The following is a 16,450-nucleotide window of genomic DNA, read 5'->3' on the forward strand; positions in this document are numbered from 1 at the left end:
TGTGTAGCAGGGCCGGAGGGACTTGAACCCCCAACCGCTGGTTTTGGAGACCAGTGCTCTACCAATTGAGCTACGACCCTTTGCGGTTCTCCCCCAACGTACCGCATCCGACCGGGTGCTCGGTGTGCACCTGACGGGCGCGGCCGGTGAAGGCCAACGAGGAGAGAGCATACGTGGTCCGAGGCCTGCCGTCGAACAGAAAGCGTCCGTAGGGGCGTTGTCCGCCGAAGATCGACCGTTTCCGGTCCCGGACACAAACGGTTGTTCTGCCGCCGCCCAGTCCGTCGTCCAGTCCGTTGTTCAGTCTGTGAAACCCGCGTGCCCGGCGCGTTTCGTGTCTGAAACGATGGGGTCCATGAGCGCTGCAACCCCTCCCACCGAGCGCCGGGTCTCCGCGCGCATCGGCGCGATCTCCGAGTCCGCCACCCTCGCCGTGGACGCCAAGGCCAAGGCCCTCAAGGCCGCCGGGCGTCCGGTGATCGGCTTCGGCGCCGGCGAGCCCGACTTCCCTACCCCGGACTACATCGTCGAGGCGGCCGTCGAGGCCTGCAAGAACCCGAAGTACCACCGCTACACGCCGGCCGGCGGTCTGCCCGAACTGAAGGCCGCGATCGCCGCGAAGACCCTGCGCGACTCCGGCTATGAGGTCGACCCGTCGCAGGTCCTCGTCACCAACGGCGGAAAGCAGGCCATCTACGAGGCCTTCGCCGCGATCCTCGACCCGGGCGACGAGGTCATCGTCCCGGCGCCGTACTGGACGACGTACCCGGAGTCGATCCGTCTCGCGGGCGGTGTCCCGGTGGAGGTCGTCGCCGACGAGACCACGGGCTACCGGGTCTCCGTCGAGCAGTTGGAGGCGGCCCGCACCGAGAACACCAAGGTGCTGCTCTTCGTCTCCCCCTCCAACCCGACCGGCGCGGTCTACACGCGCGCGCAGATCGAGGAGATCGGCCGCTGGGCCGCCGAGAAGGGCCTGTGGGTCCTGACCGACGAGATCTACGAGCACCTGGTCTACGGCGACGCGGAGTTCCACTCGCTGCCGGTGGTCGTGCCGGAGCTGGCCGACAGGACCATCGTGGTCAACGGTGTCGCGAAGACGTACGCGATGACGGGCTGGCGGGTGGGCTGGGTCATCGGCCCCAAGGACGTCGTCAAGGCCGCGACGAACCTCCAGTCGCACGCGACGTCGAACGTCTCCAACGTGGCGCAGGTGGCCGCGCTGGCCGCCGTCTCCGGCGATCTCTCGGCCGTGGAGAAGATGAAGGAGGCCTTCGACCGCCGCCGCAAGACGATCGTGCGCATGCTCAACGAGATCGAGGGCGTGTACTGCCCCGAGCCCGAGGGCGCCTTCTACGCGTACCCGTCGGTCAAGGGTCTGGTCGGCAAGGAGATCCGCGGCAAGCGCCCGCAGGACACGGTCGAGCTGGCCGCGCTCATCCTGGAGGAGGCCGAGGTCGCGGTCGTCCCCGGTGAGGCCTTCGGCACCCCCGGCTATCTGCGTCTGTCGTACGCCCTGGGTGACGAGGATCTCGTCGAGGGCGTCTCCCGTATCCAGAAGCTGCTGGCGGAGGCCACGGACTGAGGTCCGGGCGTTCGCAGGGGCCCTCGTACGGATTTCCGTACGAGGGCCCCTCTTCATATGTGCGAGCAAGACCACGTTCGAGGATTCCGCTACCGGTACGGCGTCGGCGTGCGGCAGGATCGGGCGATGGAGCGTGTACGTGATCTCTCTGAACTGCCCAAGGCCCATCTGCATCTGCACTTCACCGGGTCGATGCGGCCCACGACCGTGCTGGAACTGGCCGACAAGTACGGGGTGCGGCTGCCCGACGCGCTCACCGAGGCGCTGACCAGCGGGGAACCGCCGAGGCTGCGGGCGACGGACGAGCGGGGATGGTTCCGCTTCCAGCGCCTGTACGACGCGGCGCGCTCGTGCGTCAGAGGGCCCGAGGACATCCAGCGGCTGGTGCGGGAGGCCGCGGAGGAGGACGTACGGGACGGCTCGGGCTGGCTGGAGATCCAGGTGGACCCGACGTCGTACGCGCCCCGGCTGGGTGGGCTGATCCCTGCGCTGGAGGTCATCCTGGACGCGGTGGACACGACCGCGCGGGAGACCGGGCTCGGGATGCGGGTGCTGGTGGCCGCGAACCGCATGAAACACCCGCTGGACGCGCGCACGCTGGCCCGGCTGGCGGTGCGGTACGCGGACCGGGGCGTGGTGGGTTTCGGGCTCTCCAACGACGAACGCCGGGGCATGGCGCGGGACTTCGACCGGGCCTTCGCGATCGCCCGTGAGGGGGGTCTGCTGTCGGCGCCGCACGGTGGTGAGCTGACCGGCCCGTCGTCGGTGCGCGACTGTCTGGACGATCTGCACGCCTCACGGATCGGGCACGGGGTGCGCGCGGCGGAGGATCCGCGGCTGCTGAAGCGGCTCGCGGACCGGGGGATCACCTGCGAGGTGTGCCCGGCCTCGAACGTGGCGCTCGGTGTCTACGAGAAGCCCCAGGACGTCCCCCTGCGCACTCTGTTCGAGGCCGGGGTGCCGATGGCGCTGGGCGCGGACGACCCGCTGCTGTTCGGCTCACGCCTCGCGGCCCAGTACGAGATCGCCCGGCACCACCACGGCTTCACGGACGCCGAACTGGCGGAGCTGGCCCGGCAGTCCATCCGCGCGTCCGCGGCCCCGGAGAAGGAGCGGGCGAAGCTGCTGTCCGGGGTGGACGACTGGCTGACCAGTCCTGTGGGTGAGAAGCCGGCTAGAGGCTGACGCCGACCGTCACGGGCTCGTTGACCAGGGTGATGCCGAAGGCGTCCCGGACCCCGGTGACGACCTCGCGGGCCAGGGTCAGCAGGTCCTCGGTGGTGGCGGCGCCCCGGTTGGTGAGGGCCAGGGTGTGCTTGGTGGAGATCCGGGCGGGGCCGGTGCCGTACCCCTTGGTGAAGCCGGCCCGGTCGATCAGCCAGGCCGCGGAGGTCTTGGTGTGGCCGTCGCCCGCGGCGTACGCGGGCGGGGTGACGTCGGCGCCGAGCCGTGACCGTACGCGCGCGTGGAACGCGGCGAACTCCTCGTCGTCAAGGATCGGGTTGGTGAAGAACGAGCCGGCGGACCAGGTGTCGTGGTCCTCGGGGTCGAGCACCATGCCCTTCCCGGCGCGCAGCTTCAGCACGGTCTCGCGGGCGTCGGCGAGGGGCACCCGGTCGCCGGGTTCGACGCCGAGGGTGCGGGCCGTCTCTGCGTACTTGACCGGCCCCGACAGACCGCCCGCGTCCTCCAGTTCGAACCGGACGCGCAGCACGACATAGCGCTCGGGCTCGTCCTTGAAGCGGCTGTGGCGGTACGAGAAGGCGCACTCGGCGTTCAGGACGGTGACCGTCTCGCGGGTGCGGCGGTCGTAGGCGACGACCTCGGTGATGGTGGAGGCGACCTCCTGGCCGTACGCCCCGACGTTCTGGATCGGGGTGGCGCCCGCGGAGCCGGGGATGCCGGCCAGGCACTCGATCCCGGCGAGCCCGGCCTCGACGGTCCGGGCGACCGCGTCGGTCCACACCTCACCGGCGGCCAGCTCCAGCCGGGTCCCGTCGAGCGCGAAGCCCTTCGTGGCGATGACCAGGGCGGTTCCTGCGAAGCCCTGGTCGCCGATGACGAGGTTCGAGCCGCCGCCGATGAGCAGCAGCGGCGTACCGGTGTCGTCGGCCTCGCGGACGGCGGCGATCACCTCGTCGTCGGTGGTGGCGGTGATCAGCCGCCGCGCGGGCCCGCCCAGCCGGAAGGTGGTCAGCGGGGCGAGGGGGGCGTCGTGGAGTTCCTGCACGGGCTCAAGAGTACGAGACCCCCGCGCCGGGGAGGGGCGGGGGACCGGGGCCGTCAGGCCAGGCGGACGACCGCGCGGGACATGCCCAGGACCTTCTGGCCGGCGCTCATGGCCGTGAGGTCGACGCGGACGGAGTGGTCGTCGAGCTTGGCGCCGACCTTGGCGCTGACCTCGATGGTGGCGCCCTGGTCGTCGTCGGGGACCACGACGGGCTTGGTGAAGCGGACGCCGTACTCGACGACCGCACCCGGGTCGCCGGTCCAGTCGGTGACGACCCGGATCGCCTCGGCCATGGTGAACATGCCGTGCGCGATGACGTCCGGGAGGCCGACCTCCTTGGCGAACCGCTCGTTCCAGTGGATCGGGTTGAAGTCGCCGGAGGCGCCCGCGTAGCGGACGAGGTCGGCGCGGGTCACGCCGAAGCTCCGGGCGGGCAGTTCGGTGCCGACCTCGACGTCGTCGTAGGAGATCTTCGCGGTCATCGGTTCCTCACGTCCTCACGCCGTCTCGGCCGCGCGGGCCACGAGCTTGGTCCAGGCGGTCACGACGTGCTCGCCGGTCTCGTCGTGGACCTCGCCGCGGATGTCCAGGATGTCGTTGCCCGCCAGGGACTTGATCGCCTCGATGGTCGAGGTGACCGTGAGCCGGTCGCCGGCGCGGACCGGGCGCTTGTGGGCGAACTTCTGGTCGCCGTGCACGACGCGGCTGTAGTCGAGGCCCAGTTGCGGGTCCTGGACGACCTCGCCGGCCGCCTTGAACGTGATCGAGAACACGAAGGTCGGCGGGGCGATCACATCGGGGTACCCGAGCGCCTTGGCGGCCTCCGGATCGGTGTACACGGGGTTGGTGTCCCCGACGGCCTCCGCGAACTCGCGGATCTTCTCCCGGCCGACCTCGTAGGGGTCGGTGGGCGGGTAGGAACGCCCCACGAAGGACTGGTCGAGCGCCATGGCCCGGCACCTCCTGCTCTGCTGATCCTGCGCTACCGATCCTGCTCTACTGACCGGTACTGGTCGGTGTAACGACGCGAGGCCGCCCCCGATCTCTCGGGGACGGCCTCGCGTACGAGCCTGATTTATCGCGTTTCGCGGTGCGCGGTGTGCGCGTTGCAACGCGGGCAGTGCTTCTTCATCTCCAGTCGGTCCGGGTTGTTACGCCGGTTCTTCTTGGTGATGTAGTTCCGCTCCTTGCACTCCACGCAGGCCAGCGTGATCTTCGGGCGGACGTCGGTGGCAGCCACGTGAGTGCTCCTTGACGAACGGATGGGACAGGGTTTAACGCATAGAAGAGTAGCCGATCGAAGGACCGACCCCGCAATCGGCTACTGTCAGTAGCGGTGACCGGACTTGAACCGGTGACACAGCGATTATGAGCCGCTTGCTCTACCGACTGAGCTACACCGCTGAGATGCGAGCGGATCCCGCCTTGCGACGGGAACCTTTCACACCAGAGCCCCAATACGGAATCGAACCGTAGACCTTCTCCTTACCATGGAGACGCTCTGCCGACTGAGCTATTGGGGCGAGCGATGAAGACATTACACGGCCCACCGCCGTTCGCCCAAATCCGTTTCCGCGCCTCCGTCCACGGGCCGTGCGGGGATCATTCGGCGGGCCTCCCGGGGCCCTGGTCCGCCCTGTTTTCCGAGGTCCCGCGGGTCTCAGGGGCACCACCGTCCCCGGCCCTCCCGGCGGCCCGCCGACCGGTGCACCACACCGGTACGACTATTGCGCTCCTCCGCTACGAGGGCGGACGGCCCGCCTAGGCTCGACTCACTCTGCGTGATCTTGTAGCCCCAGGAGCGCGATGCCCGACAGCCGCCCGCAGCCGTCCCCCTCCTCCCCCGGCCCGCCCTCGGGCCCCGGCGAGGCCGGCGCCCTGCTGCTGTGCGGGGCGCGGCTGACGGACGGCCGGGTGGTGGACGTACGGCTGGGCGGCGGCCGTATCGAGGCGGTCGGTACGGCGGGCAGTCTGGGCGTCGGCCCCGGCGCGTCCGGGGCGCCCGCGACCCGGGTGGACCTCGGCGGCCATCTGCTGCTCCCGGCCCCCGTCGAGCCGCACGCCCACGGCGACACGGCCCTGTCGGCCGACATCGAGGGGCCGGTCGCGTACGACGGCCTGGACGTCCGGCGGCGGGCCACCGAGGCCGCGTTGCTGCAGCTCGGGCACGGGGCGACGGCGGTGCGCTCGCATGTCCACGTGGGCGACGTCCAGGGCCTGGAGGCGCTGGCGGCGGTGCTCGCGGCGCGGCGGGCGCTGGACGGACTCGTGGAGCTGACGACGGTGGCGATGCCCCGGGTGCTGACCGGGGTCGCCGGGGCGGACGGCCTGGCGATCCTGCGGGACGCGGTGAAGATGGGCGCCTCGGTGATCGGCGGCTGTCCCGACCTGGACCCCGACCCCACCGGGTACGTGGAGGCGGTCCTGGAGATCGCCTCCGAGTACGGCTGCCCGGTCGATCTGCACACCGACGGCGACGACCCGGCCCGGCTCGCCCGGCTGGCGGCCATGGCGGGCGGGCTGCGGCCCGGGGTCACCCTCGGCCCCTGCGGCGGTCTCGCCCGGCTGCCCGCCCCGGTCGGCTCCCGCGCCGCCGACCAGCTCGCGGCGGCCGAGGTGACCGTCGTCTGCCTCCCCCAGGGCGGCTGCGGCGCCGTGGACGGCCGGGGCACCGCGCCCGTACGGCTGCTGCGCGCGGCCGGCGTACGCCTCGCGGCGGGCAGCGGGGCGCTGCGGGACGTGTCGAACCCGGTCGGCCGCGGGGACCCGCTGGAGGCGGCCTTCCTCCTGGCGTCCCGGTACGGGCTGCGGCCCGAGGAGGCCTACGACGCCGTCAGCGGGGCGGCGCGGGCCGCGCTCGGGCTGCCCGAGGTGCGCGTGGAGGCCGGTTTCCCCGCCGAGCTGCTCGCGGTGCGCGGTGCCCGGCTCGCGGGGGTGCTGTCGCTGGCGTACAGCCGGATCGTGGTGCACCGGGGGCGCGTGGTGGCGCGTACCAGCGCGGTGCGGGAGTACTGCGGATCGGCCACGGGCGCGGCGGATCTGCCTCGGCAGGGGCGGGGGCAGCCGTCCTGAGGTCGGGTGGGGGTGCGGGTGGGCTGTCCCGTCGGCGGGCACGCGCGCGTGGGGCTGTCGCCGCTGCACGCGCGCGTGCCCGCCGGTGTGGTCAGACGCCGAGCATTCCGCCGCCGAAGGGGCCGCCGAACTCGTCGACCGGGATCTCCGAGGCGCCCTTGGGGGCGCTGATGTCGCCGGCCTTGCCGAAGGTGAGGACGAGGGGGGCCTCGGCGCCCTTCGGGTCGTCGGCGAGGACGGCGAGGTCGGTCTCGATCCGGGTCAGGTCACCGTTCTTGAGGGTGAAGTCGACCGCGACCTTCTTGTTCGGGGCGTCCTTCATGTCCTTGGCGGTGGGCAGTTCGGCGCCCGGCGGCAGCTCGCCCTTCAGGGGCTGGAGCTTGTCGACGATGCCGGTGAGCAGGTCGCGGAAGTTGGCCTTGGCGCTGATGACCTCGGCGCCGTCCTTGCCGTCCTTGGTCTTGAAGTCGACCTCGCGGGCGACGACACCGCGGACGGCGTCGAGGATCTTCTTCTGCGTCTTGGCGTCGAGTTCGTCGGAACCGCCCGAGCCGGAGCCGGCCCCCGCGTCCTCGGCGGCGTCCTGCAGGTCGGACGTGTTGACCTTGACCCAGTCGCCCTCCAGAACCGGCCGCAGGTGCTGCTCGCTCTCCGGGAGTTCGTCGAGCTCGTCGGCCGTCGGGAACGGCATGCCCATGGCGTCGCCCATGGCCTGCATGTCCGCGCGGTAGTACGTGTAGTCACCGACGACCCGGTACTCGGCGAACACGCCCTCGTCGCCCGAGATCTTCATGCCCATGCCGGCGATGTCCTTCTCACCGGACTCGGCCAGCGGCTTCTTCGACTTGACGGACACGTCGATACGCAGCCCGGTGAAGAACTCCGCCATCTCCAGCGGCACTTCCTCGCTGTCCTCGCCCATCAGCGCGACGAGGTCCTCCGGGTCGGCGTCGAGCCGTATCCCGAAGGCCAGCGACTTCTGCTCGCCCAGCCGTTCGACGGCGCCGTCGATCTTCTGGCCCGCGGTGAGGTTCTGGACGGTGCCGCACGCGGCCACCGTGACGAGTACGGCCGCCGCGCAGCCGACCCCGGTGAAGGCCCGGCGGGCGACGGGCGCCCCGGCGGCGGAGGCGCGCTCCATGGACGTACGGACGGCGGTCTTGCGCGTGGTGATACGCATGGCGGTGTTGGTTTCCCCCCGTGATTTTGGTGTTCGCCGAACTGAGTGAACAAGGCGAACATGGGTGAGACACCCGGGACGGCCGGATGGTTGCGCGGCGAACGCGTCCGTTCGGGCGTACGGTCGGAATCATGCGCATTGTCATTGCTGGAGGACATGGTCAGATCGCGCTGCGGCTGGAGCGACTGCTCGCCGGGCGCGGTCACGAGGTCGCGGGGATCATCCGCCGCTCCGAACAGGCGGACGACCTGCGCGCGGCCGGTGCCGAACCCGTGCTGTGCGATCTGGAGTCGGCGTCGGCCGAGGAGGTCGCCGCCCATCTGCAGGGCGCGGACGCCGCGGTGTTCGCGGCGGGCGCCGGCCCGGGCAGCGGGACGGCCCGCAAGGACACGGTCGACCGCGGGGCGGCGGTCCTGTTCGCCGACGCGGCGGTGCGGACGGGCGTCCGCCGTCACCTCGTCGTCTCGTCCATGGGCGCGGACCCCCGCCATGAGGGCGACGACGTCTTCGACGTCTACCAGCGGGCGAAGGGCGAGGCCGACGCGTACGTACGCGGCCTGGACCTGGACTGGACGATCCTGCGCCCGGGTCAGCTGACCGACGACGCGGGCACCGGTCTGGTACGCCTGGAGGCGTCCACCGGGCGCGGCCCGGTGCCGCGCGACGACGTGGCCGCCGTTCTCGCCGAACTCCTGGAGACCCCGGCCACCGCCGGTCTGACGCTGGAGCTGATCAGCGGTTCGACGCCGGTCTCCGTGGCGGTGAAGTCGGTGGCGGGCAACTGAGCGGCGCGTCGGAACAGCGGTGTCAGAACAGCGGTAGCTGACCGGGGAAGTCGGGGACGACGAAGCCGTCGAGCGCGGGCTGGGCCGCACCGAGTTGGGCCGGCCTGCGCGACCCGGGGCACGACACCAGCTCCCCGCTCGCCCCGGGCGGATCGTGCCGCGCGAACCGCCCCGCCACGACGGCGATCTCACGACGGCACTCGGGGCAGTTCCTGCGACGCGATGACATGCAGTCAGTGTGCCCCGCCCCCGCCTCGGCCCTCGTCCCCGTCCCCGTCCCCGTCCCCGGGAAACAAAGAAGCCCCTTCCCGACTGCTCTCACAGTCCGGAAGGGGCTTCCCTCCACGTGGCGGCGCCAGGATTCGAACCTGGGTAGGCTAAGCCGACGGATTTACAGTCCGCTCCCATTGGCCACTCGGGCACACCGCCTGGGATTTGTCGTCCTTCGAACCGCTTTTCGGCGGCGCTCCGTGGCGACGACGTAAACGATACCTGATGCCCGGGGGTGCTCCGCCACCTGATTGATCAGTACCCGGAGGGGCTGGTGTGGCTAGGCTTGTCGCCCCCCGATACCCCGATTTCAAGGAGCCACAGGACATGGCCGACTCCAGTTTCGACATCGTCTCGAAGGTCGAGCGGCAGGAGGTCGACAACGCCCTCAACCAGGCCGCCAAGGAGATCTCGCAGCGCTACGACTTCAAGGGCGTCGGCGCCTCGATCTCGTGGTCCGGCGAGAAGATCCTGATGGAGGCGAACTCCGAGGACCGGGTGAAGGCCATCCTCGACGTCTTCCAGTCCAAGTTGATCAAGCGCGGGATCTCCCTGAAGTCGCTGGACGCGGGTGAGCCCCAGCTGTCCGGCAAGGAGTACAAGCTCTTCGCGTCGATCGAGGAGGGCATCTCCCAGGAGAACGCCAAGAAGGTGGCGAAGATCATCCGCGACGAGGGTCCCAAGGGCGTCAAGGCCCAGGTCCAGGGTGACGAGCTGCGGGTCAGCTCCAAGAGCCGCGACGACCTGCAGGCCGTGATCACCCTTCTCAAGGGCCAGGACTTCGACTTCGCGGTGCAGTTCGTCAACTACCGGTGAGCGGAGGGTGGGTCCCCCGGTTCCGTTCCGGCCGGGGACCCACCCCTTCTTCGGTCAGCGGCGGGAGTGGCCGAACAGGACGCGGTAGGCGATCAGCAGGACCAGGGAGCCGCCGATCGCGGCGGCCCAGGTGGCGCCGTCGTAGAAGTTCTCGGAGATCGGGTGGTCCAGCCAGCGGGCGGAGATCCAGCCGCCGATGAAGGCGCCCGCGACGCCGATGAGGGTGGTGCCGAGGAAGCCGCCCGGGTCCCGGCCCGGCAGCAGGAACTTGGCGATGGCGCCGGCCAACAGCCCCAGAACGATCCAGCCGATGATGCTCATGCCGTGCACCTGCCCTTTCGTGCCGTACCCGTGCCTGTCTGCGCGGTACCCGTGCTGTGTTTCCCCCCACATCACGCCCTGCACATCGCGCCCTGGACATCACGCCCTGGCGCACCTTCCGGCGTCTTGTCGTCATGCCTTGTTGTCCGGGTGGACGTCTCTGCGACGGTCGGCGGTTGCGGTGATCAGTAGGGTGCGGCGCATGACACAGGCCGGATCGGGTGCTGGGCTGCGCCGGACGCTCGGGGTCGGGGACGCGGTGGTCGTCGGGCTCGGGGCGATGGTGGGCGCGGGGATCTTCGCCGCGCTCGGACCCGCGGCGCGTGCGGCCGGGTCGGGGTTGCTGCTCGGGCTCGGGATCGCCGCGGTGGTCGCGTACTGCAACGCGATGTCGTCGGCGCGGCTGGCGGCCCGGTATCCGGCGTCGGGCGGCACGTATGTGTACGGGCGTGAGCGGCTCGGGGACTTCTGGGGGTATCTGGCCGGCTGGTCGTTCGTCGTCGGCAAGACGGCCTCCTGCGCGGCGATGGCGCTGACCGTGGGGACGTACGTGTGGCCGGGGCAGGCGCACGCGGTGGCGGTGGCGGCGGTGGTGGCGCTGACCGCCGTGAACTACGGCGGCGTCCAGAAGGCGGCCTGGCTGACGCGGGCGATCGTGGCGGTGGTGCTGGCGGTGCTGGCCGCTGTGGTGGTCGTCTGCCTGGGGTCGGGCGAGGCCGACGCCGGGCGGCTGGACATCGGGGTGTCCGGGGGCGTGGGCGGGGTGCTCCAGGCGGCCGGGCTGCTGTTCTTCGCGTTCGCCGGGTACGCGCGGATCGCGACCCTCGGCGAGGAGGTGCGCGATCCGGCGCGCACCATCCCGCGCGCGATCCCGCTCGCGCTGGGCATCGCGCTGGTCGTGTACGCGGCCGTGGCGGTCGCCGTGCTCGCGGTGCTGGGCTCCGAGGGACTGGCGCGGGCCTCGGCTCCGCTGGCCGACGCGGTACGGGCGGCCGGGGTGCCGGGGCTGGTGCCCGTGGTGCGGGTGGGGGCGGCCGTGGCCGCGCTCGGGTCGTTGCTGGCGCTCATCCTGGGCGTCTCCCGCACCACCCTCGCGATGGCCCGGGACCGGCATCTGCCGGGCGCCCTGGCCGCCGTGCACCCGCGCTTCCAGGTGCCGCACCGGGCCGAGCTGGCCGTCGGTGCCGTGGTCGCCGTACTGGCCGCCACCGTGGACGTCCGGGGCGCGATCGGCTTCTCCTCCTTCGGCGTCCTCGCGTACTACGCGGTCGCCAACGCGTCCGCCTGGACGCTGAGTTCGGCGCCGGTCGCGCGCGTGGTGCCGGCGGTCGGGCTCGTCGGGTGTGCCGTGCTGGCGTTCGCGCTGCCGGTGGCGTCGGTGGGCGCGGGTGCCGCCGTGCTGGCGGCGGGAGCGGCGGCGTACGGCGTACGGCGGTGGTGGGCGCGGCGGCGGAGGGGCTGAGCGGGGGCTCGGTCGGGGCAGGCGTACGTCGCCGTTCGACCCGCCCCGCCCCTCCCGGGCAGGTGCCGCGCTACCAGCGCTGCTGGGCGAACGGCTGGTCCGAGCGGACGATCTCGCGGCCCAGAGGCATCAGGGAGACCGGGACGAGCTTGAAGTTGGCGATGCCGAACGGGATGCCGATGATCGTCAGACAGAGGACCAGGCCGGTGAAGATGTGGGTCAGTGCCAGCCACCAGCCCGCCAGGACCAGCCACAGGATGTTGCCGAGGCAGGAGGGCGCGCCCGCGTCACGGCGCTCGACCGCGCTGTACCCGAAGGGCCACAGGGCGTAGATACCGATGCGGAACGAGGCGATGCCGAAGGGGATGCCGATGATCGTGATGCACAGGAGCAATCCTGCGAAGAGGTAGCCGACGAAGAGCCAGAAGCCACTGAGGATCAGCCAGATGATGTTCAGAATGGTCTTCACTGGGGGCGACCTGCCATCTTCTCGAGTCGGGCGATGCGTTCTGCCATCGGCGGATGTGTCGAGAACATTTTGGAGAATCCGCGGCCCGGCCGGAAGGGGTTCGCGATCATCATGTGGCTCGCGGTCTCGATCCGGGGCTCCGGGGGCAGCGGAAGCTGTTTGGTCCCTGTTTCCAGTTTGCGAAGGGCACTGGCGAGCGCAAGTGGATCGCCGGTGAGCTGCGCGCCGGAGGCATCCGCCTCGTACTCCCGGGAGCGGCTGATCGCGAGCTGGATGACGCTCGCGGCGAGCGGGCCCAGGATCATGATCAGCAGCATGCCGAGGAGGCCGGGGCCGTCGTCGTCGTCCGAGCGGCCGATGGGGATCAGCCACGCGAAGTTCACCAGGAACATGATCACGGAGGCGAGGGCGCCGGCCACCGACGAGATGAGGATGTCGCGGTTGTAGACATGGCTCAGCTCGTGGCCGATGACGCCGCGCAGCTCGCGCTCGTCGAGCAGGCGGAGGATGCCGTCGGTGCAGCACACGGCCGCGTTGCGCGGGTTGCGGCCGGTCGCGAACGCGTTCGGCGCGTCCGTCGGGGAGATGTACAGGCGGGGCATGGGCTGGCGGGCCTGCATGGAGAGCTCGCGGACCATGCGGTAGAGCGCCGGGGCCTCGAACTCGCTCACCGGGCGCGCGCGCATCGCGCGTAGAGCCAGCTTGTCGCTGTTCCAGTACGCGTACGCGTTCGTGCCGAGGGCGACGAACACCGCGATGATCAGGCCCGTACGGCCGAAGAGGCTTCCGATGACGATGATGAGTGCGGACAGTCCCCCGAGGAGTACGGCGGTCCTGAGCCCGTTGTGCCGGCGGTGCACGGTACGCCCTCCAAGTCGTGCGGCAGGGGAACCCCATTGCCTTGCTGTAGCTGTTGACTCCACCTCTCAGTGGACCCTCCCGTACTGGTCAACGCCAGGCGGGGGGTACTAGTTCCCTTGTGCGCGCGGCCCGGCCGGAGGGCCGCGCGGGTGAGCGGGGCGCCCTGGAAGAGACGGGGCGCCCTAGAAGAGGACGGTGTCGGCGAAGCGCAGGACCAGCTGGGGTGCGCCGGAGAGGACGAGGCCGGCGATCCCGGTGAGGGCGAGGGCGGCGGTGAGGGGGGCCGGGACGCGGTGCCGCTCGGGTGCGCCCGCGGTGTCGCCCTCGGGGGCGCGGAACAGCAGGGCCGTCCACTGGAGGTAGTAGAAGAGGGCGATCACGACGTTGACGGCCATGACGACGGCGAGCCAGCCGAGGCCCGCGTCGACGGCCGCGGAGAAGACGGTGACCTTGGCGAACAGGCCGATGACGCCCGGCGGCAGTCCGGCGAGGCAGAGCAGGAAGAAGGCCAGGAGCAGGGCGGCCAGGGGGCTCGACGCGTACAGGCCCCGGTAGTCGGCGAGGCGGTTCAGGGACTTCGTACGGCCGACCAGGGCGGCCACGGCGAAGGCGCCCAGGTTGACCGCCGCGTACATCAGGGCGTACGCGACGGTGGCGCCGACGGCCTTCTCGGCGTCGGCGGTGTCGTCGGCGTACGCGGCAGCCGCGATCGGTACGAGGAGGTAGCCGGCCTGGCCGACGGAGGACCAGGCGAGCAGCCGGACCGCGCTGTACGCGCGCGTGGAGCGCTGTTTCAGGGCGCCGAGGTTGCCGACGGTCATGGTGAGGGCGGCCAGGGCGGCCAGGGTGGGGCCCCAGACGTCGGCGTACGACGGGAGGGCGACGACAGTGATGAGGATCAGCCCGGAGAAGCCGACCGCCTTGCCGACTACGGAGAGGTAGGCGGCCACCGGCAGGGGGGCGCCCACATAGGTGTCGGGGACCCAGAAGTGGAAGGGGACCGCGGCGGTCTTGAAGGCGAAGCCGATGAGGGTGAGCACGACGCCGGCCTGGGTGAGGGTGTGGAGCTGGCCGTCGACGTCCTGGACGCGGTCGGCGATCTCGGTGAGGTAGAGGGTGCCGGTGGTGGCGTAGACGAAGCTGATGCCCAGGAGGCTGACGGCGGTCGCGGTGACGGACGACAGGAAGAACTTCAGGGCGGCTTCGGAGGACCGCTTGTCGCCGAGCCGGATGCCGACGAGGGCGAACGCGGGCAGGGAGGCGACCTCCAGGGCGACGATGAGGGTCGCGAGGTCGCGGGAGGCGGGCAGCAGGGCGGCGCCGGCTGCGGAGGACAGCAGCAGGAACCAGAACTCGCCCGCGGGCAGAGTCTTCCGCTCGTCCGTCAGGGCCGTCATCGACAGCAGTGCGGCGAGGAGGGCGCCGCCGAGGACCAGGAACTGGACGACGAGGGTGAAGCGGTCGGCGGTGTAGCTGCAGACCTCGGGGGCGCCGGTCAGGCAGAAGGTGGCGCGGTCGCCGTCCAGGAGGGGCAGCAGGGCCAGCAGGGAGACGGCGAGGCCCGCGACGGAGGCCCAGCCGAGGACGGCCTTCTTCGCGTCGCCCGTGAACAGGTCGGCGACGAGGACGGCGAGACCGACGACCGCGGCGATCGTGGGCGGCGCGACGGCGAGCCAGTCGACGGACTGGACGACCGACTGGGCGGCCGACTGGGCGACGGGCTCGGCCAGGGTCTGGGTCGGGCCCTGGGCCGGCGTGTGGGCCAGGGTCTCGGCCCACGCGTGGACCGGCGGCTGGGCCGAGGGGCTCAACGGGTGCCTCCTGCGAGGAGCTGCTGCACGGCCGGGTCGGTCAGACCGAGGAGGGCCGCGGGCCAGAGGCCGGCGAGGACGGTGAGGGCGACGAGCGGGGTCCAGGCCGCGAACTCGTACGGCTGTACGTCCGCGAGGAGCGGCCCGTCCTGCGGGCTGCGGGGTTCCTGCGGGGCGGGGCCCATGCAGACGCGGCGGACCACGATCAGCAGGTACGCGGCGGTGAGGAGGGTGCCGAACGCGGCGATCGTCATGAAGGTGAGGAAGGCCGGGCGGCTGAGGCCCTCGGCGGGTTCGAACGCGCCGAACAGGGCCAGCATCTCGCCCCAGAACCCGGCGAGTCCGGGGAGTCCGAGGGAGGCGACGGCGGCGAAGGCGAGCAGGCCGCCGAGGCGCGGGGCCCTGCCGTAGAGGGCGGCGCCGGTCTCGCGGGCGAGGGTGTCCAGGTCGGTGGTGCCGGTGCGGTCCTTGAGGGCGCCGACCAGGAAGAACAGCAGGCCGGTGATGAGGCCGTGGGCGATGTTGGCGAACAGGGCGCCGTTCACGCCGGTCGGGGTCATCGTGGCGATGCCGAGGAGGACGAAGCCCATATGGCCGACGGAGGAGTACGCGATGAGGCGCTTGAGGTCGCCCTTCGCGCCCTGCTTGACGAGGGCGAGGCAGGCGAGGGAGCCGTAGATGATGCCGACGACCGCGAAGGCGGCGAGGTAGGGCGCGAAGACGCGGAACCCGTCCGGGGTGATCGGCAGCAGGATGCGCACGAAACCGTAGGTGCCCATCTTCAGCAGGACACCGGCCAGCAGGACCGAGCCGACGGTCGGGGCGGCGGTGTGGGCGTCCGGCAGCCAGCTGTGCAGCGGCCACATCGGGGTCTTCACCGCGAGCCCGATCCCGATGGACAAAACGGCGATGACCTGCACGGATGCGGTCAGTTCAGGGTGATTGTCAGTGGCTAGTGCCACCATGTCGAAAGTGCCCGCCCTGATGCCGATCAGGAGCAGGCCCAGCAGCATGACCACGGAACCGAGCAGGGTGTAGAGGATGAACTTCCAAGCGGCTTGTGTGCGTTGCTCACCGCCCCAGCGGGCGATGAGGAAGTACATCGGGATGAGCACCATCTCGAACGCGAGGAAGAACAGCAGCAGATCGAGGACGGCGAAGGTGGCGAGGGTGCCGGACTCCAGGACGAGCAGCAGGGCGACGAATGCCTTCGGGGACGGGCCCGGGGGCATCTTGAAGGAGGAGTAGAGCGCGCAGAGGAAGGTCAGCAGCGCGGTCAGGACCAGGAGGGGGAGGGAGATGCCGTCGATGCCGAGGTGGATGCGTACGTCGAGTGCCGGGATCCAGCTGATGTCCGTGCTGGCCTGCATCTTCGACGGCTGGTCGTGGTCGAAGCCGAGCGCGAGGACGATCGCGGCGATGAGGACCGCGCCGGTCACGGTGATCCCGTGGCGGAGCACGGCCTGCTCGGGTGACTTCCCCTTCAGTCCGGGCGGGGCCGGGAGGAGAGCGGCGGCGGCGCCGATGAGCGGGCCGACGACGATCAACGCCAGAAGGACCTGCATCACGGACTCGTTGATATCGATCACGC

The 16,450-nt window shown here is 71.1% G+C and carries 17 protein-coding genes and 4 tRNA genes; 6 read left to right on the plus strand and 15 right to left on the minus strand.

What is annotated here, in order from left to right:
- Window positions 1-7: 7 nt before the first annotated feature.
- Window positions 8-80 (minus strand) — tRNA-Trp (locus ACZ7MG_RS09415).
- Window positions 81-355: 275 nt separating this feature from the next.
- Here ACZ7MG_RS09415 and ACZ7MG_RS09420 point away from each other — a divergent pair.
- Together ACZ7MG_RS09420 and ACZ7MG_RS09425 are read left to right on the plus strand one after the other, a co-directional pair.
- Entirely contained in the window at window positions 356-1,582 is a 1,227-nt protein-coding gene (locus tag ACZ7MG_RS09420; RefSeq protein ID WP_471385314.1) for a pyridoxal phosphate-dependent aminotransferase, read from the plus strand.
- A 126-nt stretch (window positions 1,583-1,708) separates the two neighbouring features.
- Window positions 1,709-2,767, plus strand: coding sequence for an adenosine deaminase (locus tag ACZ7MG_RS09425; RefSeq protein ID WP_471385313.1), 1,059 nt, complete (start codon window positions 1,709-1,711; stop codon window positions 2,765-2,767).
- On the opposite strand, the gene ACZ7MG_RS09430 is transcribed toward ACZ7MG_RS09425, so the two are convergent.
- The 6 genes from ACZ7MG_RS09430 to ACZ7MG_RS09455 all read right to left on the minus strand — a co-directional run bounded on the left by ACZ7MG_RS09430 (window position 2,757) and on the right by ACZ7MG_RS09455 (window position 5,335).
- The gene (locus ACZ7MG_RS09430; protein WP_471385312.1) at window positions 2,757-3,812 is read right to left on the minus strand and encodes a UDP-N-acetylmuramate dehydrogenase; all 1,056 of its coding nucleotides are present in this window, start codon (window positions 3,810-3,812) and stop codon (window positions 2,757-2,759) included. The genes ACZ7MG_RS09425 and ACZ7MG_RS09430 overlap by 11 nt on opposite strands.
- A gap of 53 nt (window positions 3,813-3,865) precedes the next feature.
- Window positions 3,866-4,294, minus strand: coding sequence for a MaoC family dehydratase (locus ACZ7MG_RS09435; RefSeq protein ID WP_471385310.1), 429 nt, complete (start codon window positions 4,292-4,294; stop codon window positions 3,866-3,868).
- A 15-nt stretch (window positions 4,295-4,309) separates the two neighbouring features.
- On the minus strand, window positions 4,310-4,762 hold the full coding sequence (locus ACZ7MG_RS09440; protein WP_471385308.1) for an FAS1-like dehydratase domain-containing protein: 453 nt from the start codon (window positions 4,760-4,762) through the stop codon (window positions 4,310-4,312).
- Window positions 4,763-4,887: 125 nt separating this feature from the next.
- The gene (rpmG, locus tag ACZ7MG_RS09445; RefSeq protein WP_003948671.1) at window positions 4,888-5,052 is read right to left on the minus strand and encodes a 50S ribosomal protein L33; all 165 of its coding nucleotides are present in this window, start codon (window positions 5,050-5,052) and stop codon (window positions 4,888-4,890) included.
- A 91-nt stretch (window positions 5,053-5,143) separates the two neighbouring features.
- Window positions 5,144-5,216 (minus strand) — tRNA-Met (locus ACZ7MG_RS09450).
- Window positions 5,217-5,262: 46 nt separating this feature from the next.
- Window positions 5,263-5,335: transfer RNA gene (locus tag ACZ7MG_RS09455), tRNA-Thr, on the minus strand.
- Window positions 5,336-5,618: 283 nt separating this feature from the next.
- On the opposite strand from ACZ7MG_RS09455, the gene ACZ7MG_RS09460 reads away from it, so the two are divergent.
- On the plus strand, window positions 5,619-6,884 hold the full coding sequence (locus ACZ7MG_RS09460) for an amidohydrolase family protein (RefSeq protein ID WP_471385306.1): 1,266 nt from the start codon (window positions 5,619-5,621) through the stop codon (window positions 6,882-6,884).
- 91 nt (window positions 6,885-6,975) lie between these two features.
- Here the strand turns inward: ACZ7MG_RS09460 and ACZ7MG_RS09465 are convergent, their stop codons facing one another.
- The gene (locus ACZ7MG_RS09465; RefSeq protein WP_471385304.1) at window positions 6,976-8,064 is read right to left on the minus strand and encodes a hypothetical protein; all 1,089 of its coding nucleotides are present in this window, start codon (window positions 8,062-8,064) and stop codon (window positions 6,976-6,978) included.
- 131 nt (window positions 8,065-8,195) lie between these two features.
- Between ACZ7MG_RS09465 and ACZ7MG_RS09470 the strand changes: the two genes are divergently transcribed.
- Window positions 8,196-8,849 (plus strand): SDR family oxidoreductase, encoded by a 654-nt coding sequence (locus ACZ7MG_RS09470; RefSeq protein WP_471385302.1) that lies wholly within the window; start codon window positions 8,196-8,198, stop codon window positions 8,847-8,849.
- A 22-nt stretch (window positions 8,850-8,871) separates the two neighbouring features.
- Here the strand turns inward: ACZ7MG_RS09470 and ACZ7MG_RS09475 are convergent, their stop codons facing one another.
- The gene (locus tag ACZ7MG_RS09475) at window positions 8,872-9,078 is read right to left on the minus strand and encodes a hypothetical protein (RefSeq protein WP_471385300.1); all 207 of its coding nucleotides are present in this window, start codon (window positions 9,076-9,078) and stop codon (window positions 8,872-8,874) included.
- A gap of 118 nt (window positions 9,079-9,196) precedes the next feature.
- Window positions 9,197-9,278, minus strand: a tRNA-Tyr gene (locus ACZ7MG_RS09480).
- 168 nt (window positions 9,279-9,446) lie between these two features.
- On the opposite strand from ACZ7MG_RS09480, the gene ACZ7MG_RS09485 reads away from it, so the two are divergent.
- Complete coding sequence (locus ACZ7MG_RS09485) at window positions 9,447-9,935, plus strand: YajQ family cyclic di-GMP-binding protein (protein WP_046918419.1); 489 nt, start codon at window positions 9,447-9,449, stop codon at window positions 9,933-9,935.
- Between the two features lie 54 nt (window positions 9,936-9,989).
- Here the strand turns inward: ACZ7MG_RS09485 and ACZ7MG_RS09490 are convergent, their stop codons facing one another.
- Complete coding sequence (locus tag ACZ7MG_RS09490; protein WP_471385298.1) at window positions 9,990-10,256, minus strand: GlsB/YeaQ/YmgE family stress response membrane protein; 267 nt, start codon at window positions 10,254-10,256, stop codon at window positions 9,990-9,992.
- A 202-nt stretch (window positions 10,257-10,458) separates the two neighbouring features.
- Between ACZ7MG_RS09490 and ACZ7MG_RS09495 the strand changes: the two genes are divergently transcribed.
- Entirely contained in the window at window positions 10,459-11,718 is a 1,260-nt protein-coding gene (locus tag ACZ7MG_RS09495) for an APC family permease (protein WP_471385296.1), read from the plus strand.
- Window positions 11,719-11,788: 70 nt separating this feature from the next.
- Here ACZ7MG_RS09495 and ACZ7MG_RS09500 read toward each other — a convergent pair whose 3' ends face one another.
- The 4 genes from ACZ7MG_RS09500 to ACZ7MG_RS09515 all read right to left on the minus strand — a co-directional run bounded on the left by ACZ7MG_RS09500 (window position 11,789) and on the right by ACZ7MG_RS09515 (window position 16,448).
- Window positions 11,789-12,187, minus strand: coding sequence for a YccF domain-containing protein (locus tag ACZ7MG_RS09500; protein WP_471385294.1), 399 nt, complete (start codon window positions 12,185-12,187; stop codon window positions 11,789-11,791).
- On the minus strand, window positions 12,184-13,047 hold the full coding sequence (gene htpX, locus ACZ7MG_RS09505) for a zinc metalloprotease HtpX (RefSeq protein ID WP_471385292.1): 864 nt from the start codon (window positions 13,045-13,047) through the stop codon (window positions 12,184-12,186). The genes ACZ7MG_RS09500 and htpX overlap by 4 nt, the downstream gene beginning before the upstream one ends.
- Before the next feature lie 183 nt (window positions 13,048-13,230).
- A complete protein-coding gene (locus ACZ7MG_RS09510; protein ID WP_471385640.1) occupies window positions 13,231-14,778 on the minus strand; it encodes an NADH-quinone oxidoreductase subunit N in 1,548 nt (515 codons plus the stop codon).
- A 77-nt stretch (window positions 14,779-14,855) separates the two neighbouring features.
- On the minus strand, window positions 14,856-16,448 hold the full coding sequence (locus tag ACZ7MG_RS09515) for a complex I subunit 4 family protein (protein ID WP_471385290.1): 1,593 nt from the start codon (window positions 16,446-16,448) through the stop codon (window positions 14,856-14,858).
- Between the last annotated feature and the right edge of the window lie 2 nt (window positions 16,449-16,450).

Source organism: Streptomyces sp. NPDC107538 (assembly GCF_055657445.1).

Coding starts and splice junctions, on each gene's coding strand:
- ACZ7MG_RS09420 (WP_471385314.1), top strand. CDS start 356: ATGAGCGCTGCAACCCCTCCCACCGAGCGCCGGGTCTCCGCGCGCATC.
- ACZ7MG_RS09425 (WP_471385313.1), top strand. CDS start 1,709: ATGGAGCGTGTACGTGATCTCTCTGAACTGCCCAAGGCCCATCTGCAT.
- ACZ7MG_RS09435 (WP_471385310.1), bottom strand. CDS start 4,294: ATGACCGCGAAGATCTCCTACGACGACGTCGAGGTCGGCACCGAACTG.
- ACZ7MG_RS09440 (WP_471385308.1), bottom strand. CDS start 4,762: ATGGCGCTCGACCAGTCCTTCGTGGGGCGTTCCTACCCGCCCACCGAC.
- ACZ7MG_RS09460 (WP_471385306.1), top strand. CDS start 5,619: ATGCCCGACAGCCGCCCGCAGCCGTCCCCCTCCTCCCCCGGCCCGCCC.
- ACZ7MG_RS09465 (WP_471385304.1), bottom strand. CDS start 8,064: ATGCGTATCACCACGCGCAAGACCGCCGTCCGTACGTCCATGGAGCGC.
- ACZ7MG_RS09470 (WP_471385302.1), top strand. CDS start 8,196: ATGCGCATTGTCATTGCTGGAGGACATGGTCAGATCGCGCTGCGGCTG.
- ACZ7MG_RS09475 (WP_471385300.1), bottom strand. CDS start 9,078: ATGTCATCGCGTCGCAGGAACTGCCCCGAGTGCCGTCGTGAGATCGCC.
- ACZ7MG_RS09485 (WP_046918419.1), top strand. CDS start 9,447: ATGGCCGACTCCAGTTTCGACATCGTCTCGAAGGTCGAGCGGCAGGAG.
- ACZ7MG_RS09490 (WP_471385298.1), bottom strand. CDS start 10,256: ATGAGCATCATCGGCTGGATCGTTCTGGGGCTGTTGGCCGGCGCCATC.
- ACZ7MG_RS09495 (WP_471385296.1), top strand. CDS start 10,459: ATGACACAGGCCGGATCGGGTGCTGGGCTGCGCCGGACGCTCGGGGTC.